The following is a 22,574-nucleotide window of genomic DNA, read 5'->3' on the forward strand; positions in this document are numbered from 1 at the left end:
TTTCCCTCGGCTTTTTGTTCGGTGATCAGATCCGTCTCCATACGTGCTCCGGCGGGTGCTCCTGCTGGCGTTCGACCCTTGTGCCGTCCTCCAGACGCAGCCAGGTGGAGAAGGAGCGGCGTCCCTCCGTAAGACGGATCAGTCTAGCCCCCCGGTGGAAGTCCTCCTTGCCGTAGCTGCCATAGCCCGTCGCCCGGCCGTAGTGAAGGCGGATGCCGTGTAGCTCGCCCCAGAAATCGTTGATATGGTCATGTCCCGTGAAGACGCCGCATACGTCCCCCATATCCAGGAATGCGGCAAACAGACCGGAATTGACCTTGGGGCAGCCCATTCCCTCGAAGTTGTGCCCATAGCAGGTATAATAATTCCACAGCTCATGGTACTCCGGCAGCGGGATATGGAAAAAAGCCAGTCCCAAGACCGGCTCGCCATGGTTCTCCTTCATAAGCCGGGCGGACTCTTCCTTGTACCAGCCGATCTGGCTGTGGGTGATCCATTCGTAGCCGCCTGGCGAACGTTCCAGGCTCCCGCCCGAATCCAGCAGATACAGAACGGCAGAGGGCCGCTCCTGTTCCCTCGCATGAATCCGCAGCGTGTAATTGCCAAGACGGTTGTCCAGCTTGGGACCGGCCTCGGTGATGCAGCAGGGCAGCTGCTCCTGGAGCCGGATCAGCCGCTCCTTGGTGCCCCGGGGATGCTCGGCGTCATGGTTGCCGAATACGGCCGCCCAAGGAATCCCCATTTCCTCCACGGCTTGAACGGCGCTTTGGTAAGACTCCAACGGATCCCGACACGCCTCGCCGTGAATCACATCTCCCGTGAACAGGACCAGATCCGGCAGCTCCGTCTCCAGGATGCGCTTCATCAGCGCATGGGACCGCCGGTCAGGCTCTTCCCCGTTCTTCCAATGAATATCCGTAAACTGCGCGATCGTAAACGTGCCGTCCTGCCGGAAATACAAGTGTCCCATTCTGCTCTCTCTCCCTGATCTTTTGACCCATATTATACAGGGTATTCCCAAAAATTCCATAGCGCCCCACATACACAGCGCCTGCAGGCACAACAAAAAAAACGGCACAGCGATTGGAATGGAATCGCTGCACCGTTTGGTGTCTGGTCTTATACGCCGGAATAAGCGGAGAAGCCGCCGTCTACCGGCAGCACGACGCCGGTAATAAAGCCGGCCGCCTGCTTGCTCAGGAGGAACAGCAGGGCACCGATCAGCTCGTTGGATTCTCCGAAGCGGCCCATGGGGGTGCTGTTCAGAATTTTCTCGGTCCGGGCCGTCGGATTGCCATCGGCATCGAACAACAGGCTCCGGTTCTGATTGGTAACGAAGAAGCCTGGAGCGATGGCGTTCACGCGGATGCCCTCTTTGGCAAAATGAACGGCCAGCCACTGGGTGAAGTTGCTGATCGCCGCCTTGGCTCCGGAGTAAGCAGGAATCTTCGTCAGCGGTGTGAAAGCGTTCATGGAGGAGATGTTCAGGATGCTGGTATCATCCTTCCCCAGCATATCTGCCGCGAAAACCTGGGACGGCAGCAGCGTTCCCATGAAGTTGATATCGAAGACGAACTCCACGCCGGATTTATCCAGGTTGAAGAAGGTCGTAATGTCTTCCCGCTCCTCATCACCCGGCTCGTAATACTCCTTGGTGGTGGTGGCGCGCGGATTGTTGCCGCCGGCTCCGTTGATCAGGATGTCGCAGGTGCCCAGGTCCCGGCGCACCTCTTCCCGCACCTTCAGGAGGCTTTCTTTGTCCAGCACGTCACAGCCATATGCCTTGGCTGTATAGCCCTTGGCCACCAGGGCCTCGGTGCATTGGGAAGCCGCCTCATAGTTGCGATCCAGGAGGGCGACCTTGGCGCCGCACTCTGCCAGGACGCGGGCGAATTCGCTGCACAGTACGCCGCCGGCACCGGTGATGACGATCACTTTATCTTTAAGATCGAAGGCGATCACTTGGACTCAACCGCCTCTCTCGCGCCGGTCTTAACCAGCGTTTCCCAAATGCCCGTCAGATACGAGGCTCCCAGCGCGCGGTCAAACAATCCGTAGCCCGCACGGCCGGTCTCTCCCCAGATCATCCGGCCGTGGTCGGGCCGCAGATAGCCGTCGAAGCCGTTCTCGGCCAGAGGCTTCAGCACCTTGACGATGTCGAGCGATCCGCAAGGGGAGAAGTGGGCGGATTCCTCGAAGCTGCCGTCCTCCAGGATCTTCACGTTGCGCACATGCATGAAGTGGATGCGCCCCATCCTGCTGTACTTCTCGAGCATGCCGTAGATGTCATTGTCCTTGGTGCAGCCGAGGGATCCGGTGCAGAAGGTCAAGCCGTTGTACTTGCTGTCCACCAGCTTCAGGAAGCGGTCCAGTGCCGCCTCTCCGGTAATAATGCGGGGCAGGCCGAAGATGTTCCACGGCGGATCGTCCGGGTGGATGGCCATCTTGACGTCGCATTCCTCGGCGACGGGAATGATTTTCTCCAGGAAATATTGAAGGTTGGACCACAGATCCTCCTGAGTCAGCTGGGCGTATTCGTCGAACAGCTTCTTCAGATCCTCCTTCTTGTAGCTGCTGTCCCAGCCGGGAAGGCTGAGTTCGCCGGTAAGCGGGTCCATCTTCTCCAGCTGGTCCTTGTAGTACACCAGGGCGGTGGAGCCGTCCGGCAGCAGCTTGTCGAGCTGAGTGCGCGTCCAGTCGAAGACCGGCATGAAGTTGTAGCAGATGACCTTCACGCCCGCCTCGGCCAGCCGGCGGATATTCTCTTGGTAATTCGCGATGTAGACCTCGCGTGCAGGCTTGCCCAGCTTAATGTCTTCGTGAACGGGCACGCTCTCGATCACATCGAATACAATGCCGTGGTCCTCCACCTGCTTCTTGGTTGCAGCAATGCTCTCCCGGCTCCATACTTCGCCCACGGGCACATCATATACGGCCGTCACGATGCTGTACAGGTTGGGAATCTGGCGGATCTTGTCCAAGGTTACCGGGTCGTCTTGACCATACCATCGAAAGGAAAGCTTCATACTTCAGGTATTCTCCTTCTGTCATCGGATTGGAAGTTCGGTTCCTGCGTCAATGCTTGTGAAAACTTGCACGAACTCATAGGTCTATCATACAATAATAAATAACAATATGAATTGGGATTATTGCTCTCGATATTGCGAATCTTGCTCTTCCCATCGGGCTATTCCAGAAAGGACCTCTCCCATGACGGATCTGATCCATCCCTTCAGCGAACGGCAGAAGATGAACGCCCCGGATTACGAGGTGCATCATTACCGGGACTCCTACCTGCGGGAGGTGGCCCTCCACCATCACGACTTCTACGAGATCTACTTCTTCCTGTCCGGGAACGTGAAGTATATCATCGAGAGCCAGAATTACCAGCTTCAGCCCTGGGACATCCTGCTGATCTCCCCCATGGAGCTGCACCAGCCTATGATCGTACCCGAGAAGAAGCCCTACGAGCGGATCGTGATCTGGCTCAGCAAGGAGTATATGGATTCCCTCCGGACGGCTCAGACCGACCTGACCCAATGCTTCAACGTCCGGGCGCCGGGGCATACTAATCTCCTCCGCCCCGATCCCCAGAGCCGGCAGTATATCGAGCCCAAGCTGCAGGAGCTCCTGGAGGAGCATTACAGCGATGCCTACGGCGGAGACATCATCGCCTCCAGCATGATCCCCCTTCTTCTGACCGTCCTGAACCGCCTGGCCCAGCGCCAGTCCCAGCGCTATGAGCTGGAGGACCGCTCCAGTCCCATGATCGCAGGCGTCCTGCGCTACATCAACGACAACTACCGGAGCACCATCACCCTGGATGAACTGGCCGCCCAATTTTTCGTCAGCAAGTATCATCTGTCCCGGGAGTTCCGCCGTCTGGTGGGCACCTCCGTCTACCGGTATATCATCCAGAAGCGTCTTGTCATCGCCAAGCAGATGATGGCGGGCGGCCACCACCCGACCAGCCTCTACGAGAAGTGCGGCTTCAGCGATTACAGCAACTTCTACCGCTCGTTCAAGGCCGAATACGGCATCTCTCCCAAGGAGTTCGCCCAGCAAGCATCCGTCTTCGATCCCCGGCAAAAAGAAAACGGCTGACCGGATTCCGGCCAACCGTCGATGCTTCAACCCTTCAGATTCCATTCGAATGCTTGATTCCGATCGCAGACCAGGACCCCGTCCGCCACATCAAGCCGCGCCGCTTGAATGGAGGACCGCCGGTCCGCATAGGAGGATAAGGATCCCATCTGTCCGGGGACACGCTCCGGATGTGTGAAGTAGAAGATGACGGCGTACCCGTCCTGCACCACCACATCCGCATGAAGGCCGATGGTTCCATCGTCCGGCCGTGTGCCCGGCTGGTCCAGGATCATTCCGTTGCGCTCCCAGGCCACTCCGTCGTTGGAGCGGTATACGCCCTGTCCCCTCCACTCGTCCACGATCATCCAATAGTAGCCCTGCAGCTCGAACACGTTGGGCCCTTCATGCGGCCGGTCTGTAAGGACCGGACCCGCCACCTCCCAATGATACAGGTCCGTGCTATCCGCGGCATAGGTGTGCGAGCCGTTGGCCTCGTCCTTGTACCACATCCGGAACCGTCCGTCCGGCAGCCGGTGGATACAGGCGTCAATGACCCTGTCCGAGCTGAGCTCCAAGACGGACCGGTACGTCCAGTTCAGCAGGTCCGGGCTGGTGTAATGCACGATGCGCCGGGCATGCCCCGGCCAATCCACGGGCACTCCGCGGATATAGCTAACGTACATGTGATACGTCTGCGTCTCTTCGTGGAAGACGATCTCCGGAGCCCAGAACGTATTGCGGCCCCACTCGATCTCCAGTCCGGCCAGGGTTCCCCGGTACAGCCAATTTCGGCCGTCCGGGGAGGTGGCCACCCCCAGGTCCGTGCCGTGTACCCATGCGACCTTAGGCCCTTCGGCCGTAGCACGGCGGTTGGTGTACACCATCCACCATTCCTTCGCCACATGGTTCCAGATCACGGTCGGGTCCGCCGCCCCGTCATACACGGGATCCCGGAACAAGGGGGCAGAGGGAATGAAAATGTCCGACATCTGGTTCAACTCCTTGATTTATCTATTGAAACATAACGAGCGGATGAGCGCGAAGAACGGCGGCAAGCAGTTCATACACAACGATTCCCGCCGTCACCCATACGAAGCTCTTGGCGGAGACGCGATCCCGCTCGGCAGGAAGCTGCGTCAGCCCTGCCTGTCCGCTGTGAAGCCGGGCGGCCGTATCGCGGGTAACCACGTAGCTTCCGGCCAGAAGGTCATGGACGGCTCTGCGCTGTCCCTGGAAGGAGGCCGTTCCGCAATCGATCCACAGAAGCAGCAGCAGCACCTTCTTCGACGCTTGGAAGATCAGGCTGTTGCCCAGATAATCGTGGATCTTCAGGGCCGCAAGACCATCCCCGAACGGCTCCGCAAGGACGAAGATCATGAGCCCCGACAACAGCAAGTACCAGAGGTTTCGAGCCGCAGCCTGCGGTACGGATAAATATCGGCCATCCTCCCGGACGATTCTTGATTTTCCCAACAGCTTGCCGGGTGTGCCTCCGAACCATACCGTCATGCTGACGAGAAGGCCGTACAGCACGGCCCAATAGAGAACGAAAGGAAGGATTGACCGGACCCGGGATGAGACATTCAAGGAAACCTCATACAGAACAAATGCCGGAATCATGAGGATCAAGAGATCGAGGACATACATCTTCACCCTGGTCCCAAATCCCACGAAGGCCCCCACTGTCTGTGCCTGTGCCTCTACTTGTGCCTGTGCCTCTGGCTGGCGCTCATCCATCATCCCCATGCCGATCAACTCCGTAACGGAAGTTTAGGGTCCGTTCCAATACGGACCATTTCATCCATTATACGGGATTCCTGCAAATCCTGCTGTTACAAAATAGACCGCTCCTCGAAATACTCCTTCAGCCTCGCCGCCAGATCATCGTCGGACAGCGGGTTGCGATGGGTGTTCTCCAGGTAGATATGCTTCTCCGTCTCCGGCATCAGGTACTCCTTGTACCACAGGAAAAAGTCAGGGCTGTCCCCATGCATCCGGAGCCATCTCCGGAGGGTGTCCACATTCTCGATCGTGGACGCGATGTTGGTCAGCCAATCGGCCCTGTAGAAGCCCGCCCACTTGCCGTGCTCGGCGGCTGCCAATGCCTGCTGCCCCTCCCGGTAGCTCCACAGGGCTTGGGATGCACGGACGAAGGCTTGGGGGTAACGCCCTTCCCGGTACGCCCGGTAAGCTTGGCACAGCCGGTACAGGCCATCGCTTCCGGAACGGTGCAGGGTGCCGTGGAAGAGAAGATGGTCGGCGGCCCGCTGCCGAAGACCAGGCTCCAGCTGCCGGATCACCCGCTCACAACGGGACGTCCACTCCTCCCAGCGCTCCGCCCCTTCCCTGGCCTTCCCTTCGAACCATTCCACCTGTCCGGCGAACGGCCGCTCGCCTGCGGCCCAGATCAATCCCCGGGCAGAAGTATCCCCTTCTCCTCTCAGCCAGTGGCCGATGATCCGGCGCGCCGGGTGGTGATAGAACTCATCGCCCGCCCAATCGTCTATATTCGGACCGTAGGAGATGGCCGCCGCCGGATAAGTCCGGTACAGCTCCAGCAGCTCAGACAGCCCGGACGCCTCCGCACCGGCAGGTCCCTCGGCTCTGTAATACCGGTCCACAAAGTCGGACAGGTGAAGTTCGCTGTCCGTCGTTCCTTCCATCCACAGCCGATGGATCAGATCCAGCGGGTACACATGCTGCCGGATATTGCCGCAGTTCACCAGCAGATACTCGGAGGCGCCCGACCGGAACGCTTGCTCCAGCTCACTGCGGATGAAGTCCGCCGGGCCGGGGAACATGGCCAGATGGTTGGACGCCTGCAGGTCATGGAAGGTCACATGGTAGTACACGCCGTGCTTCCCCGCATCCTCGGACCGGGGCAGGGAGGGTACCCGGTGATTGATGCTGCCGTGTCTCCGGGACACCATCTTGCCATACCCATTGTCCGCCCAGACCTTGATGATCTCTTCCGGCAGATCGAGATAGCCTCCTTTGTACAGCTCCGCAATCTCGCCGTACAAGGCCACGCAGCAGACCGGCTCCTTCACCTCTTCCCCGATCATCTCATACTGCCGCCGGACGACCCGGCTGATCATGGCCCCCCGCTTCTCCGGCGTATCGAAGGACGGATCGTTCTCCCAGAACGGCTTATCCCCTTGTCCCCGGAAGGACAGGACCCAGACGATGCGGCGATCCTTCTGCTTCTCGATGGCCTCCCGCCACAGGGCCTCGAAGAGCTCCGGCTCCTGCTGGTAGCTGGCCATCCGGTCGGGGTACGCCCGCAGGAACATCTCGGCCCCCAGCGGCTCCGCATGGTGATGGGTGACCCACAGCCCCATCTCAGACGCCAGATCCGCGTGGATGCCGTGCTTCGGCAGGTCCGTGCCGGGAATGACCATATTCCCTCCGCATCGGAGCAGGGTCTCGAACACCGGCTCCCAGATCTCACGGGAGGGCGGATATGCCTCCTTCCAGCCGATCAGGCACACTTCATCGTTGACGAACCAGCCCCGATAGCGAACCGCCGGTGCAGGCGCGTCGTACTCTGCGACCGGGATGACAAGCTCTCTGCGCGGTTCAGGGGCTTGGTCCATCCAGAACCAGAAGGGCTCCACGCCCAGCATTCGCCTGCTGAACTCCAAGATGCCGTAGACCAGCCCGAGATCATCCGACCCGATGATCTCCAACCGGCGGCCTCCATCGCTCTTCACCGGAAACCGGAACCCGAACGCCTCCGGTCTGGGATCCAAGCCGTCCTCCTTCCCGGCATATCGGATCACCAGATCCGCTCGATCCGGAGCCGCCGCTAGCTCCCATTCCTGCTCCAGCACCTGGAGCCAGTCTCTCTTAAGCATGCGGATGGCATGCGCCACCGGGGTTCCGGAGCCGCCCGGAAGGCTGACCCGGCTGCTTCCGTTCAGCACCAGCTGGAGATCTTGCGGATTAGACATGCTGTTCCCATCCTTTTAATTGAGAATTAGACACTCTTCCCCCTATCGTATCCTGTTCGCTTCCACAAGGGGAATCAAGAATTCCGGCCTGCTTGGATAATAATCAGTGTAAGTTGGCCGCTACCGCTTGACAGGTACGCAGAGCTCGCACCAGCCATGGCTCACCAAATCTCCCCTATATCTCTCCAGGATCGGCCGGAAGTCAAGCTGAAGCCCCAAACGGTGCAAGGTCGGCATAAGGGACGCCCATGCTTCTTGAACCGCTTCCGCCGTATGCGGGATGGGCAACACCATATATTCTCCGCCTCCCAGCTTCCCTTCGTGAAGCGACTCATCCAGGGGCTCATCCTTCTGCAGGACCAAGCAGGCGTCATACCTGCACGCCTCGGGCGGTGTGGTTCCGGGAGGATCCTGGGGAACGCCGAATAAGACCGCTGACTCCGTAAGCAAGCCTCTTCCCCGCGCCCATTCCTTCATGGCCTCCATCACCTCGCCGTTAGCGGGTCCATAGGGCCCGGTTCGCCTCATATAGACGATTCGGTATTCGGGGAATACCTCCATTCGAATATCCATCCAACCTCTTCCTCTCTTCTGGAATGCCTTACTGCTTCGTATGCTAACATGCTATAAAATGGAAAACACCCCCTAATTTTAAAATTTTGGGTAAGAAAAACGATCTCTTGCATATGACGTAACGTCATCCCTTACATTTGTACTGCAGCACATATACAAGAGGGGAATGGTTACTGATGGCTACTCGCAAAAAAATAATGGTGATATTCGGCACACGCCCAGAGGCTACAAAAATGGGTCCGGTCGTGCAAGAATTACAACGGCATCCGGATTATTTCGAAACCAAGCTCATCGTCACTGGCCAGCATAGGGAGCAGCTGTACCAAGCTCTATCTCATTTTGACTTGGTTCCAGACCTCGACCTGAGCCTCATGAAAGAGAATCAAACCCTTGCTTATATCACCTCTTCGGCGGTAAGCGGATTAGATCAGGTGATCCGTGAGGAGAACCCGGATCTCATACTCGTTCATGGAGATACTCAAACGGCTGTCTGTGCGGGAATGGTTGCCTACTTTCACCAAATACCCGTCGGCCATATTGAGGCGGGATTACGCTCCCACCATAAGTACTCTCCTTGGCCTGAAGAGATCAATAGAAGAATCATTGACGTGGTAGCTGATTTTCTGTTCGTGCCTACATTCGTCAGCAGAGATAACCTGTTAAGAGAAGGTTTCCCTTCGAAGGACATTTATGTGACAGGACAAACTGCCGTTGATGCGGCGCTAATGACCCATCGACCGGATTATGTATTTCATGAAGCAAAGTTAAATGACATACTAGAACAACAGAAGGACCGCCGAATCCTGACCATAACCGCCCACCGGAAAGAAAACTATGGACATCCCATGACCCGAATGTTCCGTTCCATACGGCGTATTGCAGATGAGCACCCGGATGTATCCGTGATTTTCCCGGTTCATCTGAGTCCGATCGTTCGGGAGACCGCCTTTCAAGTCCTTCATGGACATGAGAGAATCCATTTGCTTGATCCGATCGATTATCCTGATATGATTAACTTGTTGTCACGTTCCTATCTCGTATTGAGCGATTCCGGAGGTCTTCAGGAGGAAGCGGTCGTATTTCATAAACCCCTGATCTTGATGCGTGATGACACGGAACGGCCTGAAGCCGTTTCTGCGAATTCCGTCGTGCTTGCCGGTACCGAGGAAGAAGCGATCCATGCGGTCGCAGCCAGACTTCTTACGGACGAAGCCTATTATGCTTCGATGTCCCACACCCGCAATCCCTTTGGAGACGGGCTGGCCTCGAAACGAATCGTACAGATTATTTCCCATCATTTTGGATGGGAGTCCGAGCTTCCCGAGGAATTTCTAATATCTGAGAAATGAAGGGTCAGTGGAGGTTTATCATGGAGCAGCGTGGGGAATGGATGACCGCGGGACAGTTTGCCGCCAAGGCGGGTGTAACCAAACGCACGGTGCAATTTTACGATAAGGTGGGACTGTTGAATCCCAGTTATCGAACCGAATCGGGACACCGGTGTTACACCAAGCTGGACCTGGCCCGACTACAAAGGATATTGACGCTAAAGTATATTGGCCTGACCATTGACGAGATCAGAGGAATCATTCATCGAGACGGGTATGAAGAGGATTTTAAGGAATCCTTGAGAATTCAGAGTACGATTATCGGGCAGAAGATGGAGCATCTCCGCCTCGTCCAAAAAACGGTAAAGGAAACCCTCTCGCTCCTGGAAAGCTTGGAGCAGGTTGAGCATGAACGGCCGGGCCCCACGGAAAGGTACGATGAAAGCAATCCGGCTTGGGAGCTGTTCGCTTCCATCATCCGGGTTGTGAATCAAGAATACGAGAGCGCGTTCAACTTGCAAACGAGAATCCGAATGCACGATCGCTTCAGCGTCAATCCGTACAAATGGCACCATTGGCTATTCGATCAATTGATGATCCCGGAGCAGAGTGTCATCCTCGAGTTGGGCTGCGGCGACGGAACCCTATGGCAGCGGAATGCGGACCGGATTCCGGATGGCTGGGACGTTACATTGACGGATCTATCCGAAGGGATATTGAATGACGCCAAGCAAGGGCTGAAGCCGTACCTGTCCCCTGACAGGCTTCGCTTTATGTCTGCAGACGCCCATTCCATCCCGTTTCCGGATGCAAGCTTTGATGCCGTCTTAGCCAATCATATGCTCTACCATGTAAGCGAACGCCACCAAGCCTTGAAGGAAATCAGACGTGTTCTGAAGCCCGGAGGCAAGCTGTTCGCATCCACAATGGGGAGCCGCCACATGATCGAAGTCAAGGGCTTCCTAAGTAAATTGAACCCCCATTATGAGCATGGACGCCAGGATTTCGCCTGCGAATTCGGATTGGAGAATGGGCAAGACCAACTAGAAGCAGCAGGTTTCACAGAGATCCGGTTATTGCGTTATGAGGATGCCTTGAGAGTAACCGATGCCAAGCCGCTCCTGGATTACATACGAACCACTCCCGAGGGGCGAGAAAATTTTACCGACAGCCGCTTGTCCAAGCTTGAGACCATGCTGAACGAATCGATCAGACAGGATGGGACGATTCCGATTACGAAGGATGTCGGTTTGTTTGTTGCCGTTCGCCAATAGCCAAAATAAAAGAGGGTGTCCAAAGTAATCTTTGGAACACCCAGAGCCCCTTATCCCTTCACCGAGCCGACAAGCGCCCCTTTGGCGAAGTATTTTTGCATGAACGGGTAAACCAGGAGAATGGGAACCGTGGAGATGACGATGACCGCCATCTTGATGGTCTGCTCCGGCGGCTTGACGAAGTCCTCCCCCAGTCCGCTGGAGTCTCCCTGGAATTGGCTTGCCACGATGACGATCTGGCGGAGCAGCACCTGGATCGGCCATTTGTGCGTGTCGTTGATGTAGAGAATGGCGTTGAAGAAGGTGTTCCAATAGTTCACCGCATAGAAGAGCGAGATGGTGGCGATGGCGGGGGCCGATAACGGAATGACGATACGGAACAGAACCCCGAGGTCGTTGCAGCCGTCCATCCGTGCGGATTCCTCGATTCCCTCCGGCAGGTTCAGGAAGAAGGTCCGCATGATGATCAGATTGAAGGCGTTGACCGCCGTCGGCAGGATCAGGGACAGGTAGGAATCGATCAGCCCCAGATTCTTGACGATCAGGAAGGTGGGGATCAGGCCGCCGTTAAACAGCAGCGTGAACACCACCAGGAACATGATGACCTTCCTCCCGTCCATGTCTCTCCGGGTCAGGCCGTAAGCCATGAGGCAGGTCAGCACCATGCTGGTCAAGGTGCCGATGACGGTCACCCCGACGGATACGGTCATGGCCCGGAAGATCGTGTCCGTGGACATGACGTACCGGTAGGCGGAGAGGGTGAACTCGGCCGGGATCAGGATGAAGGGCTTCCTTGCCAGCTCCTCCGCCGTGGTGAAGGAAGCCATTAGGACGTGGAACAGCGGCAGGAATACGACGACCGCGATGACGGTGAGCAGCAGCACGTTGCACAGATCGAAGATCCGGCTGCCCCAATTTTTCTCATGAAACATGGAGGTTCCTTCCTTCCGCTTACGATTAATAGACTCCCTCTTCCCCGGCCTTCTTGGCCAACCGGTTGGCGGTGACCACCAGGAAGAGCGCAACGAAGGATTTGAAAAAACCGACGGCGGCGCTGAAGCTGAACTGCCCCTGCTTGACGCCGATGGTGTATACGTAGGTGTCCAGAATCTCGGCAACCTGCCGGTTCATGGAGTTCAAGAGCAGGTACACGTGCTCGAAGCTGATGTCCAGCACATTGCCGATGCGCAGGATCAGGAGGACCACGATGACGCTCCGGATCGAGGGCAGGGTGATGTGCCAGATCTGCCGGAACCGACCGGCTCCGTCCATCCGGGCCGCTTCATACAAGCCGGGGTCGATGGAGGCGATGGCCGCCAGGTATACGATGGTTCCCCAGCCAGCCTCCTTCCATACCACTTGGGCGATATACACCGGATAGAACCAGTTCGGGTTCATCATGAAGTTCACCTTGGTATGTCCCATATAGACCAAAAGCTGATTAATAATCCCCCCGTCCAAGGTCAGCATGACGAAGGAGATCGAGGCGACAATGACCCAGGACAGGAAGTGCGGAATATAGATGATGGTCTGGACCGCTCTCTTGAATCGGGCGCTGGCCGCCTCGTTCAGCATGACCGCCAGCAGGATGGGCACCGGGAAGAAGAAGAGAATGTTATACACGAACAGCTCCAGGGTGTTGACGAAGACATGCCAGAATTCCGGATCCCCGAAGAGGCGGTTGAAATGCTTCAGCCCCACCCATTCACTGCCCAGGATGCCCTTGTAGGACAGGTAATCCTGGAAGGCAATGACCAAGCCGTACATGGGGATATAGCGGAACACGATAAAATAAACCAGCCCCGGCAGAACCATCAGATACATATACCGGTTGCGGACGAACCGTTTCCACGCGGGGCTTGCGGTCCAAGCCGGGCGGCGGACCGCCCGTTCGGGATGAATCACCGTTTGGTTCATCGCCCGTCTTCTCCTCCTCGCCGGCATCAGCGTGCCGGCTTCTTGTATTGTTGGTTGAATTCGTCGATGATGGCGGCTCCGCCGTCATTTTTCCATTTTTGGACGGCGTCGTTGAAGCCCTTCTCGTCGATATTGCCCAGGATGAACTTGTAGGTGGCGTCCTTGATGATCTCCTGCAGCCTGCCGCCCTTCTCATTAAAGGTCTTGGAATTCAGGGAGTAGGTCGGATCCGATACGGCGAAGGACACGGCCTCCAGCTCCAGCTTGGCGGCCTTCTCCCGGGCTTCGGTAGCGTACAGAGCCGGCTTCACGTTGGTGGTATCCGCCAGCGCCATGGTGGTATAGGCCCGCTGCTCCTTGTCCTTGATCTTGGCGTCGGTCGTGACGACGACCTTGCCGTCTTTCAAGGTGTAATGGTCTCCCTCCACCCCGTAACGCATCATGGTGGCCAGCTCCGGGGACCACAGCTTGTCGAAGAAGGACAGAATCCGCTTCAGCTCTGCTTCCGACTTCACGGCCGACTTCGGGAACAGCACCATGGTACCGAAGCCGGGCAGCGCCCACGTCGACGGCTTGGCATTCGCCGGGCTGGTGATCCGGTTGATCACGTCGAACCGGGCTTCCTTCACGTTCGGCAGCGTCCGTTCGATCATCGACTCCACATCCGGCATAGAGCCGATATACATGCCCGATCTTCCCGTATACATGAGATTCTGCTGGTCGGTCTTGCTCGTGATGGGGAAGTCCTGATTAATGAGCCCCTCCTGGTGCAGCTTCTTCAGGAATTTCATGGTCGTCAAATACCCCTCCGACGTAAACTCCGGGGCCAGCTTGCCGTCCTTCTCGAACCAGCCGTTGGGCGTTCCGAAGTAGGAGGACAAGGTCTTGAAGGAGCCGTAAACCAGGTCGCTCCGGTCCGCCAGCGGGATGGTCTTGCCGGCCCCTCCCAGATCGGCCTCCTTGAATTTCTTCAGCATATTGTACAGGTCATCGGTGGTCTTGGGCTCAGGCAGCCCCAGCTTATCCGCCCAATCCTTGCGGTAGATGATGCCCTGCCGGGCCAAGGGACGCTCCTGGTACAGCGAGTAGACCTTCCCGTCTACCGAGATGTTGCGCAGCGTCTCCGGATTCAGCTTGCTTAGATACGGGTAGTCCTTCAGATAAGGCCCGATCTCCCAGAAGATGCCGTTCTTCATCGTCTCCCGTAGCGGAGCGAAGGAGGCGTTGTTCTTCAGATAGGCTGCCTGCGGCAGCGCGCCGGTGGCCAGGGCGGCCTGGAACTTCTCGTCGTAGCTGCCGTCGGGCACCCATTGAATCTCCAGCTGGGTATTGGTCTTCTCCTCGATGAGCTTCTCGATCTTATCCGCCGGCACCTCCGGCGTGCTCAGGTTGGCCATAACGGTCAGCTTGAGCGGCGCCTCCTGCGCCGAACCGCTTCCCCCTTCGCCCTCCTCCTTGCCGCATGCGGCTAGAAGCGATCCCGCCAGTGCGACGGATAATCCCGCCGCTCCCCACCTTGTCCAGCGTATCCCGCGGTCCATGTGTCCGTTCTTGATTCCGTTCCCCATCTCTCTTCCTCCTTCTGAATCCTGCCGGCTTCCCCGGCGGCTTAGGATCAGCATAGATCGTGCAGACTGTAATCGAAATAAACAGTTGCTCGTATTCCGGCATCCGCAGCCGATGCAGGAGCAACCTGAGATAAGGTTCATGCCGATTATGAAGAGGGCGTTCGGAAGCAAGGGATAATCATGGACCGGGCGGTGATGATCCCTATCCCAGTTCCTTCCTGTTAGGCGGCTCCGCCCATTGAAGCCCAACCTTCCCATTGCTACAATAAACAATCATCCACCATCCCGTCGGGAGGCATTCGAATGTTCCGGACCAGCTATTTAACCAAGCTTACGCTATTCGGATGTATGCTCTGCACCCTGCCTGTCATTCTGCTGGGGATCCTCTCGTATGCCCAGGCGCGGCAGGAGATCCAGAAGCAGGTGGAGCGCGGCCAAGTCCAGCTCTTGATCCAGATGAAGTCCAATGTAGACCAGACGCTGCAGACCATCTACCATTCCTTCAATCAGCTGGCGCTCTCCACTATCATGCAGAAGGTATTCGAGGAGCCGATGACGGCTCATAATTTCCTGCTGTATAACGACCTCCGCCGGGAAATTCTGAACACCCAGTCCAATTACAACAAGCTGGACGACATCGTGCTCGTGAACTTCGACGACAACTGGATCATCAAGAATACGGGCTTCACCGATCTGGATTCCTACTCCCACCTCCCCGAGCTTCAGAGCCTGATGGCCCTTCCGGATCGAAGCTCCTGGGTGCTGAATCCCACCTCCTGGTTCTATATGGACGGAACGCCTGCGTCCCGGTGCCCCTATACGGTCAGTCTGGTCCGCAAGCAGCCCGAACGGAGCTTGGCGAAGAAGGGCCAGCTGTACGCCAATATCTCCGCCTGCACCATCAGCAAGCTGTTGAATTTCACCCCGTCCGATGCTGAAAGCGTCATCATTCTGGATGAGCATAACCGCATCATCTACCATTCCGATGCCTCCAAGATCGGCCGTGATGCCGGTGAAGCCGGCTATATCCCCGATCCGTCGCAGCTCACCGAGATGTCCGGACGGTATAAGGTCAGCGTCGGCGGGCGGAGCTACAGCGCCAATTATATGAAGTCCGACTTTAACCGGTGGACCTATATCTCCGTGCTCTCCATCAGCAGCCTGACCCGGGACTCGAAGAAGATCGGCAACTATACGCTCGTCATCTGCCTCGCCCTGGCCGGGGTCTTCCTCCTCATCGCCTGGCGCACCTCCCGGCAGATGTACCATCCGGTCCGTCGGCTGCTGAAGCAGTCGGAGGGACAGGAGCCGCCGCGGAGCGGCAAGGATCCCCGGGAGTTCGAGCTGATCGGCGCCCGGCTGCACGAACTGTCCCGGTCCAAGGATAAGCTGGAGCGGGAGACGCTCCAGTATGTGCAGCAGGCCCGGAGTTTTTTCCTCGTGAAGCTGTATCAGGGAAGGATGCGCCGCAGCGAGATGATGGAGAAGATGGAGATGTTCGGGTTCACCGACCAGCTGGCCGGCTGGAAGAAGATGACGGTGCTGACGGTCCAGATCGACACGCTGGAGAACACCGCCTACGGCAAGGAGGACCGGGACCTGCTCCTGTTCGCCGTTCATAATATGGTGGAGGAGATCATTCCCGCCGCGTACCGGCTGCCTCCCGTCGTCGTGGAGATTACCCTGGTGGTGCTGCTGGGCTGGAAAAGCGATGGTGGAGGTCCGATTCAGGAACGGCTCTACGAATGGACGGAGACGATCCAGCAGCAGGTCCACCGACTGCTGGGCCTTGCGGTCAGCATCGGCATCAGCCTTCCCTTCGAGGACCCGAAGCTGGCCTCCCGCGCCTACCAGGAAGGGCTGGAGGCGCTCCGGCACCGGATGCACCTGGGGGAACGGGTGATCATCCCGTACTCGGCCGTCAACCAAGGACGGCACCAGGTGCACCTGGACTATCCCCACTTGACCGAGAGCGAGCTGTTCGATGCCATCGTGCTGGCGGATGAGGTCCGGGCGCGGCTTCTGCTGAAGCAATTTGTAACGAACGTCTTCAAGCATGATCTCGGCCCGAAGGAGTACCAGGTGCTCATGGTCCGGCTTCTCAACAATCTGATGGTCCGGATGCAGGAATCGGGCATTCCCCTGAACCGTCTCCAGGCCGGCGGCACCTCCCTGTACGAGGAGCTCGGCACCCTGCAGATGACCGCGGAGATCGAGAGCTGGTTCTGGTCCAGCGTCATCTCCGGTCTAATCGCCCTCTACCGGGAGCGGCAGGACTCCCAGTACCGGAGCATCTCCGAGGAGGTCATCACCTTGATCCATGCGAGGTACGATACGGACCTGACGATCGAGCAATGCGCCTCGGAGCTGCATTACAACGCCAACTACCTAAGCGGCGTCTTCCGGAAGGAGACGAACCTGACCTTCAGCGAATACCTGATCCTCTACCGCTTCCAGCAGGCCAAGATCTGGCTGAAGGAAACGTCCATGCCCGTCAAGGAGATCTCGGATAAGCTCCGGTATCTGAACCCCCAGAGCTTCATCCGCTCCTTCAAGCGGCAGGAAGGCATAACCCCGGGCCAATACCGGGAGCAGTTCAAGCGGCTGGTGTGAAATAGTAAGAGCCCAAGAATCTGGACGGACAGTACCGTCCAGATTCTTGGGCTTTTGGTTATTCTGGGATTCGCAGGCGTCTTCTCAGCGAAGAAGCCAGGTCTTGATCTCATAGGGCCGGATCTCGCATCGGATCGGCCCGGTCTGCGCTTCGCCGGCCGGCCGCTCCATCAGGTCCGTCTCCTGCCACTCCGTGACGGGGAAACCGGCCTCCAGCCGGAGCTCGCCGCGCATCCCGGCGTACTCGTGTGCCCGGACGATGATGCCGCTGCCGTCCTCCGCCCGCTTGACCGCATCGATCATGACGTTCGGGACGGACGGACGAAGGAGGGAGAAATCCTTATTCTCTCGGCGTGCAGAGGAGCGCCGGATGTACGTGAGAGGGTTGTTCAGCGCCCATGCCTCTTGGACGGTGCCCCCCTCGTACCAATCCCCGGCATGGGGCAAGAGGGCATACGTAAACCGATGCTCCCCTTGGTCGGCCTTGGGGTCCGGAACCATAGCGGACTTGATCAGCGTCAGCCGCATGACATGGTCCTTGATGCCGTAGCCGTACTTGCAGTCGTTCAGCAGACTGACGCCATAGTTCCGCTCCGACAGGTCCGCCCATTGGTGTCCGACCGTCTCGAAGCGGGCATAATCCCAGCTCGTATTCCAGTGGGTGGGCCGCTTGACGTTGCCGAATTGAATGTCGTACGTGGCCTCTGTGGAACGAACCGCCACGGGGAAGGCCGCCTTCAGCAGCTGGCGCCGCTCCCGCCAGTCCACCCGGGTCTCGAAGTCGATCCGCCGGCTGTGGGCATAGAGCATCAGCTTCTGTACGAGAACGGAGCCGCCGTAGACCCAAGTGAACTCCACCGCCGCCCGCAGGGGGCCGCTCTCGAGCAGGCGGATCTGACGGCAGTCGGTGACCGTCTTCCGCTTCTGCGTATAGTAGATATCGATGTCCCATGCCTCGTGCCGGCTCTTGGGCTTATCCTCGAACACCTGGAGCTCGTTGCCGAATGCTCCGGGGCTCAACACCTCGCGCCGATGCTCCAAATCATAGATCCGGGTCAGCCGGCCGCTTCCGTCCCACTCCAGCCGGTAATACGGCGACTCGAGGTAGGCCGGCCCGCTGTGGAAGAGCGGTGCTGCGACTGGCAGGTCCGAGGGCAGATCCAAGCTCGGATCCGCCGGGTGCAGAGAACGGCTTCCCATCGGCGGCAGGCCGCTTACCTGGAGAAGCCAGCCTTCCTCCGTCCGCTGCGCATGGCACGGCTCACCCGACGGACCAACCCAGGGCGTCCCTCCCGGAGCAGCCGCGTCCGCCGGAATCTCCACCAGGTCCGTCCGTTCCCAGGAGGAGCCGTTCAGGACGGTGATCCCTTCCGTGTCCGGCTCGCCGTCCGCTGTCAACCGTACGGCTGCCGCTTCCCAGACGGACCGTCCCAGCCGCTCCGCCTCCGCGTATTCCTTCTTGCTGTCCTCATAGACGGGGGCGATGGAGGAGCCCGGTATGATATCGTGGAACTGGTTGCGGAGGATGATCCTCCAGCCCTCCTGCAGCGCCTCGTCCGGCATCCCGCTGACGCCGTCCTTCACCCTCGAGAGGACATCCAGCCATTCCGTCTCCCGGAAGAGAAGCTCCAGCTTCCGGTTCATTCTTTTGCTATAAGCCTGGCTGGTGTAGGTGCCCCGGTGGAGCTCCAGGTACAGCTCTCCGTCCCAGGTGTGGACGTACTCTTCGGTTGTGGCCACCGTCTCCTCCAGCTCCCGGAAATATTCGTCCGCTCGCCCCGTCTCCACCTTCGGCAGACCCGGGATCCGGTCCAGACGGCGCCGCATCTCCAGCATCTCCCGGTTCACCCCGCCGCCCCCGTCGCCGTAGCCGTAGGCCAGCAGCAGCTTGCGGTTCAGGCTCTTGTTCCGGTAGGCCTCCCAGATCCCCTTGACGGAGAAGGGAGTTACACCCCCGTTGTAGGTGTAGAAGAACGCGCCCTCCCCTGCCCCCGGTTCCGGCGTCGTCACAAAGTGGGTCAGGATCTCCGAGCCGTCGATGCCCCGCCAATAGAACGTGTCTGCCGGCATGCGGTTGTATTGGTTCCAGCTGATCTTGGTCGTCATGAAGGCGGTAATGCCCGACTTCTTAAGGATCTGTGGCAGCGCCCAGCTGTAGCCGAACACATCCGGCAGCCAGAGGTAGGTGCAGTCCGTCCCGAACTCGCTCTTCAGGAACCGGGTGCCGTACAGCAGCTGCCGAACCAGCGATTCCCCCGAGCTCAGATTGCAGTCCGCCTCCAGCCACATGGCGCCGCCGGCCTCCCAGCGTCCCTCCCGGACCCGCCCGATTATTTCCCGGTAAATATCGGGGTAATCCTTTTTGATATAGGCATACAGCTGCGGCTGGGTCTGGAGAAAAATATAGTCCGGATACTGTTCCATCAACCGGAGCACCGTGGAAAAGGACCGTGCGGCCTTCTCCCGCGTGTGGGCCAGGCGCCACAGCCATGCGACGTCGATATGCGTATGGCCGATGCATCGGACCACCACCTCGGCTGCCTTGCGCTGCTTGCCAAGCTCCGAGCTCAGGTAGGTCCGCGCCTCCGCTACGGAAGCGTAGAATTCCTCGGAGCCCGGGTTGGCCCAATTCAGCCTCAGGAAGGCCTTATCCGCCATCGACAGGAGAGTATGCTTCTCCGGCTGGTTGTCCGACAGCTCGCCCGCCGTTTCAACCACGGCCTTGGCTGTGAAGTATAGATCGTCCGCCGCCTCGTCCAGGAGGCAGAGCCGGGCCGTCTGCAGCACATGCCGCAGGGGAGCCGGAGTCGGATCATAACCGCCGAGTCCGGACCATAGGCGGAAGACCAGCTCCAGCGTGTGTCCCGCGTACCGGCCGTCGAAGAAGACCTCCTGGTGATTGCTGTCCACTCCCTGGTACGGCTGTCCGTCTACGAAGAGCAGCGACTCGAAGCCGCTGTTGTTGCCGCCTCCGGTCTGGCCAAAATCGAACAAGCCGACGATCCGGCGGCCCTCCCACTCCGCAGGAACCGGTACGGAGGCCGCCAGCCAGGCATATTGGTCATAACCCGACCATGCCTCCCCCCGCTTCAGGATTGTCCATTCTCCGGTTCCCTGATCCGGGGGATAAGCCCCAATTCGACCCTCTTCATCCGGCCGGAACCGGAGCTCCCCGATCTCCAAGGCCTCCCGGTAGCGGTAAGGCGCCAATTCGCCCAGCTGCTTCTGGAGCTTCTCATAGGTCCAAAACATCTTGTCCCTCCCGTCTCCTCCCCGGCAACGTCCCCTCCGGACAGAGAAGTTTCGAAGTATCGTGTCCATTCCATCTACACTATACATCCAACCGGTGGGGGAATAAAGGCGACGGCGGCAACCACAACCGCCGTGAGACTTGATCCCTTGTTCCGCGTTGACGCATCCCAGCAGCCAGCACACTCTGCACAGAAACTGTAAGGGTTGTGAGAAACGCTATTCGGCGGCTTGAAGGCAGATTCGCCTTCTAACGGTTGCTGCAGCGCTTATTAGTGCAAGATGGGCGCTCAGACTTGCCCGAGCCGGCGAATAACGCTTCCCAGAACCGTTAGCGCACCATTCGAGCCCCGAAGAGCCAAATAACTACGCTCAGAACCGTTAGCATCCACCGGCTGCACGCAAGCACGAAGGCCACCTCTGCCCATCAGCGCCAAACTGCCTATACGCGAAGGTCGGGCATGCGCCATCCTGCTGACCGCCAGGATCCACAGCAGCAGCGGGATCGCCTCTGCATCGGCAGCCGCCACAAAAAATAAACGCAGCCGCCAGGGCGGTCTGCGTTTACTTCACGCGCAGCGCATAATCGCACGCGCGGTCTTCCACACCTAGACCTGCGGCACTTCCGGCAGGTAGGCACCTTCCTCCGTCAACCGCCGCCGGAGCGCCGCCGTATCCACCGAGCGGACTTCGCCGCCGAGGGTCCGGGCTGCCATAGCCGCCGCCATCCCTGCCGCTTCCCCCATGGCCAGGCAGACGGGCATGACCCGGACACTGCCCTGGACCTGGCGCTCGCAGGAGATGGACCGGCCGGCGACCAGCACGTTCCGGAGCGTTCGAGGCACCAGACACCGGTAAGGCACGCCGTGGGATTCTCCCGGTCCGTAATGCTGCACCGGCGGCTTCTTCACCTCTTCCTGCTTCTCCTCCGCTTCGCTGCGGTGGATGTCGATGAAGTAGCTGTTGCGGCAGATCTCATCCGGGAAGCTCCGGCGCTCTACGTAATCCTCTACGGTCAGCACGTAATCCCCCCGGATCCGGCGCGTCTCCCGGATTCCCATCAGGGTTCCGGTCACGGCCACATAGGCATTGCCGAAGGCAGCGGGCTGATACTCAGCCAGGGCGTCGCGGTAAGCGTGGGCCATCCTCCGTCCTTGGATCAGCGCTTCCGATACGGAGTACGGGTCGGTATTGTCCACCTTCCACAGGTGGCCGGCGTTGAAGCCTACGGTTCGCGGAGCCGTCAGGTTGTTGCAGGCATGGTAATCGGGAATGTGGGGGTACTTGCCGGACCGGACGATCTCATAGATAGGACTTCCCGCATTCTCTCCGTGCAGATTCGGTCCGTGCCGGTACGCGTATTCGTCCACATTGCCCAGGCTGAAGCAGTGGGTGGCCGGCATCAGGTCTCCGCCGTCGTCTCCCTTGTCATACTCGGCCCCGGCCCAGACCGCCATGTCCGCGTCTCCCGTACAATCGACGAAGACCTTGGCCGACAACGCCTGAAGCCCTCCCTTGTTGGCCACGAGAAGCGTCTGCACGCGGCCTGCCCCATCCGTCTCCACCGATGCCAGCACCGTGTTGAACAGCACCGTAGCTCCGGCTTCCACCACCAGATCGTCGTACACCCGCTTCAGCTTCTCCGGATCGATGGGCACCCAATCCATGGCGTCTCCGGGCACATGAGGCATGGCGCGCTTCAGCGCTTCGAATACCTTCAGGGCCATGCCTCGGTAGATGATCTTCTCCTTATCGGAGAAGGGGCACCAAGCCGGCACCAGGCCGGAGGTTCCCATCCCCCCGAGGCTGCCCGTCGCCTCGAGGAGCAAGGTCCGGGCCCCCTCCCTGGCGGCCGCTGCGGCTGCCGTACAGCCTGCCGGGCCTCCACCCGCCACGATGACGTCCCACCGGTCGTCCAGGGGAACGGCCTTCGGGCCGATAACATATTCTCTTACTTCTTCTTGCTCGCGTACCATTCGTTCACTTCCTTCATGCTTTCTTCCCCGCCGGCCA

The 22,574-nt window shown here is 58.8% G+C and carries 16 protein-coding genes; 4 read left to right on the plus strand and 12 right to left on the minus strand.

All coding sequences use genetic code 11. From position 1 onward, the window contains the following. Positions 1 to 25: 25 nt before the first annotated feature. The 3 genes from ACSEXW_RS00145 to ACSEXW_RS00155 all read right to left on the minus strand — a co-directional run bounded on the left by ACSEXW_RS00145 (position 26) and on the right by ACSEXW_RS00155 (position 3,026). Positions 26 to 970: a metallophosphoesterase family protein gene (locus ACSEXW_RS00145; protein ID WP_438444056.1), complete on the minus strand. Its 945-nt coding sequence runs from the start codon at positions 968 to 970 to the stop codon at positions 26 to 28. A 149-nt stretch (positions 971 to 1,119) separates the two neighbouring features. Beyond that, positions 1,120 to 1,962 carry an SDR family oxidoreductase gene (locus tag ACSEXW_RS00150; protein WP_438444057.1) on the minus strand — a complete coding sequence of 281 codons (843 nt, stop codon included), beginning with the start codon at positions 1,960 to 1,962 and terminating at the stop codon, positions 1,120 to 1,122. Next, positions 1,959 to 3,026 carry a mannonate dehydratase gene (locus ACSEXW_RS00155; RefSeq protein WP_438444058.1) on the minus strand — a complete coding sequence of 356 codons (1,068 nt, stop codon included), beginning with the start codon at positions 3,024 to 3,026 and terminating at the stop codon, positions 1,959 to 1,961. The genes ACSEXW_RS00150 and ACSEXW_RS00155 overlap by 4 nt, the downstream gene beginning before the upstream one ends. Positions 3,027 to 3,210: 184 nt before the next feature. Between ACSEXW_RS00155 and ACSEXW_RS00160 the strand changes: the two genes are divergently transcribed. Then, positions 3,211 to 4,104, plus strand: a complete 894-nt coding sequence (locus ACSEXW_RS00160) for an AraC family transcriptional regulator (protein ID WP_438444059.1) — start codon at positions 3,211 to 3,213, stop codon at positions 4,102 to 4,104. A 26-nt stretch (positions 4,105 to 4,130) separates the two neighbouring features. Here ACSEXW_RS00160 and ACSEXW_RS00165 read toward each other — a convergent pair whose 3' ends face one another. The 4 genes from ACSEXW_RS00165 to ACSEXW_RS00180 all read right to left on the minus strand — a co-directional run bounded on the left by ACSEXW_RS00165 (position 4,131) and on the right by ACSEXW_RS00180 (position 8,612). Continuing rightward, positions 4,131 to 5,075, minus strand: a complete 945-nt coding sequence (locus ACSEXW_RS00165; RefSeq protein ID WP_438444060.1) for a glycoside hydrolase family protein — start codon at positions 5,073 to 5,075, stop codon at positions 4,131 to 4,133. A gap of 22 nt (positions 5,076 to 5,097) precedes the next feature. Then, positions 5,098 to 5,832, minus strand: coding sequence for an RDD family protein (locus tag ACSEXW_RS00170; protein WP_438444061.1), 735 nt, complete (start codon positions 5,830 to 5,832; stop codon positions 5,098 to 5,100). Between the two features lie 86 nt (positions 5,833 to 5,918). Beyond that, positions 5,919 to 8,039, minus strand: coding sequence for a glycosyl hydrolase 115 family protein (locus ACSEXW_RS00175; RefSeq protein WP_438444062.1), 2,121 nt, complete (start codon positions 8,037 to 8,039; stop codon positions 5,919 to 5,921). Between the two features lie 120 nt (positions 8,040 to 8,159). After that, on the minus strand, positions 8,160 to 8,612 hold the full coding sequence (locus tag ACSEXW_RS00180) for an AraC family transcriptional regulator (RefSeq protein WP_438444063.1): 453 nt from the start codon (positions 8,610 to 8,612) through the stop codon (positions 8,160 to 8,162). Positions 8,613 to 8,788: 176 nt separating this feature from the next. On the opposite strand from ACSEXW_RS00180, the gene wecB reads away from it, so the two are divergent. Both wecB and ACSEXW_RS00190 read left to right on the plus strand, forming a co-directional pair. Beyond that, entirely contained in the window at positions 8,789 to 9,961 is a 1,173-nt protein-coding gene (gene wecB / locus ACSEXW_RS00185) for a non-hydrolyzing UDP-N-acetylglucosamine 2-epimerase (RefSeq protein WP_438444064.1), read from the plus strand. A 20-nt stretch (positions 9,962 to 9,981) separates the two neighbouring features. Then, positions 9,982 to 11,214, plus strand: coding sequence for a MerR family transcriptional regulator (locus ACSEXW_RS00190; protein WP_438444065.1), 1,233 nt, complete (start codon positions 9,982 to 9,984; stop codon positions 11,212 to 11,214). Positions 11,215 to 11,264: 50 nt separating this feature from the next. On the opposite strand, the gene ACSEXW_RS00195 is transcribed toward ACSEXW_RS00190, so the two are convergent. From ACSEXW_RS00195 to ACSEXW_RS00205, 3 genes are read right to left on the minus strand one after another with little or no spacing between them, the layout of a single operon-like run. Further along, positions 11,265 to 12,146 (minus strand): carbohydrate ABC transporter permease, encoded by an 882-nt coding sequence (locus tag ACSEXW_RS00195; protein ID WP_438444066.1) that lies wholly within the window; start codon positions 12,144 to 12,146, stop codon positions 11,265 to 11,267. A gap of 25 nt (positions 12,147 to 12,171) precedes the next feature. Next, entirely contained in the window at positions 12,172 to 13,131 is a 960-nt protein-coding gene (locus ACSEXW_RS00200) for an ABC transporter permease (protein WP_438444067.1), read from the minus strand. A gap of 26 nt (positions 13,132 to 13,157) precedes the next feature. Next, positions 13,158 to 14,699 (minus strand): extracellular solute-binding protein, encoded by a 1,542-nt coding sequence (locus tag ACSEXW_RS00205; RefSeq protein ID WP_438444068.1) that lies wholly within the window; start codon positions 14,697 to 14,699, stop codon positions 13,158 to 13,160. A 303-nt stretch (positions 14,700 to 15,002) separates the two neighbouring features. On the opposite strand from ACSEXW_RS00205, the gene ACSEXW_RS00210 reads away from it, so the two are divergent. Next, positions 15,003 to 17,312, plus strand: coding sequence for an AraC family transcriptional regulator (locus ACSEXW_RS00210; RefSeq protein ID WP_438444069.1), 2,310 nt, complete (start codon positions 15,003 to 15,005; stop codon positions 17,310 to 17,312). A gap of 84 nt (positions 17,313 to 17,396) precedes the next feature. Here ACSEXW_RS00210 and ACSEXW_RS00215 read toward each other — a convergent pair whose 3' ends face one another. Together ACSEXW_RS00215 and ACSEXW_RS00220 are read right to left on the minus strand one after the other, a co-directional pair. Beyond that, positions 17,397 to 20,564 carry an alpha-mannosidase gene (locus ACSEXW_RS00215; protein ID WP_438444070.1) on the minus strand — a complete coding sequence of 1,056 codons (3,168 nt, stop codon included), beginning with the start codon at positions 20,562 to 20,564 and terminating at the stop codon, positions 17,397 to 17,399. A gap of 605 nt (positions 20,565 to 21,169) precedes the next feature. Next, positions 21,170 to 22,537, minus strand: coding sequence for an FAD-dependent oxidoreductase (locus tag ACSEXW_RS00220; protein WP_438444071.1), 1,368 nt, complete (start codon positions 22,535 to 22,537; stop codon positions 21,170 to 21,172). Between the last annotated feature and the right edge of the window lie 37 nt (positions 22,538 to 22,574).

This window comes from Oryzibacillus soli (assembly GCF_051594765.1).
GTDB lineage: Bacteria > Bacillota > Bacilli > Paenibacillales > NBRC-103111 > Paenibacillus_AR.

What these genes read in the sequence shown, in the direction of transcription:
- wecB (WP_438444064.1), top strand. Translation starts at nt 8,789, where the DNA reads ATGGCTACTCGCAAAAAAATAATGGTGATATTCGGCACACGCCCAGAG.
- ACSEXW_RS00190 (WP_438444065.1), top strand. Translation starts at nt 9,982, where the DNA reads ATGGAGCAGCGTGGGGAATGGATGACCGCGGGACAGTTTGCCGCCAAG.
- ACSEXW_RS00160 (WP_438444059.1), top strand. Translation starts at nt 3,211, where the DNA reads ATGACGGATCTGATCCATCCCTTCAGCGAACGGCAGAAGATGAACGCC.
- ACSEXW_RS00195 (WP_438444066.1), bottom strand. Translation starts at nt 12,146, where the DNA reads ATGTTTCATGAGAAAAATTGGGGCAGCCGGATCTTCGATCTGTGCAAC.
- ACSEXW_RS00155 (WP_438444058.1), bottom strand. Translation starts at nt 3,026, where the DNA reads ATGAAGCTTTCCTTTCGATGGTATGGTCAAGACGACCCGGTAACCTTG.
- ACSEXW_RS00180 (WP_438444063.1), bottom strand. Translation starts at nt 8,612, where the DNA reads ATGGATATTCGAATGGAGGTATTCCCCGAATACCGAATCGTCTATATG.
- ACSEXW_RS00170 (WP_438444061.1), bottom strand. Translation starts at nt 5,832, where the DNA reads ATGGGGATGATGGATGAGCGCCAGCCAGAGGCACAGGCACAAGTAGAG.
- ACSEXW_RS00215 (WP_438444070.1), bottom strand. Translation starts at nt 20,564, where the DNA reads ATGTTTTGGACCTATGAGAAGCTCCAGAAGCAGCTGGGCGAATTGGCG.
- ACSEXW_RS00175 (WP_438444062.1), bottom strand. Translation starts at nt 8,039, where the DNA reads ATGTCTAATCCGCAAGATCTCCAGCTGGTGCTGAACGGAAGCAGCCGG.
- ACSEXW_RS00205 (WP_438444068.1), bottom strand. Translation starts at nt 14,699, where the DNA reads ATGGGGAACGGAATCAAGAACGGACACATGGACCGCGGGATACGCTGG.
- ACSEXW_RS00200 (WP_438444067.1), bottom strand. Translation starts at nt 13,131, where the DNA reads ATGAACCAAACGGTGATTCATCCCGAACGGGCGGTCCGCCGCCCGGCT.
- ACSEXW_RS00165 (WP_438444060.1), bottom strand. Translation starts at nt 5,075, where the DNA reads ATGTCGGACATTTTCATTCCCTCTGCCCCCTTGTTCCGGGATCCCGTG.
- ACSEXW_RS00220 (WP_438444071.1), bottom strand. Translation starts at nt 22,537, where the DNA reads ATGGTACGCGAGCAAGAAGAAGTAAGAGAATATGTTATCGGCCCGAAG.
- ACSEXW_RS00210 (WP_438444069.1), top strand. Translation starts at nt 15,003, where the DNA reads ATGTTCCGGACCAGCTATTTAACCAAGCTTACGCTATTCGGATGTATG.
- ACSEXW_RS00145 (WP_438444056.1), bottom strand. Translation starts at nt 970, where the DNA reads ATGGGACACTTGTATTTCCGGCAGGACGGCACGTTTACGATCGCGCAG.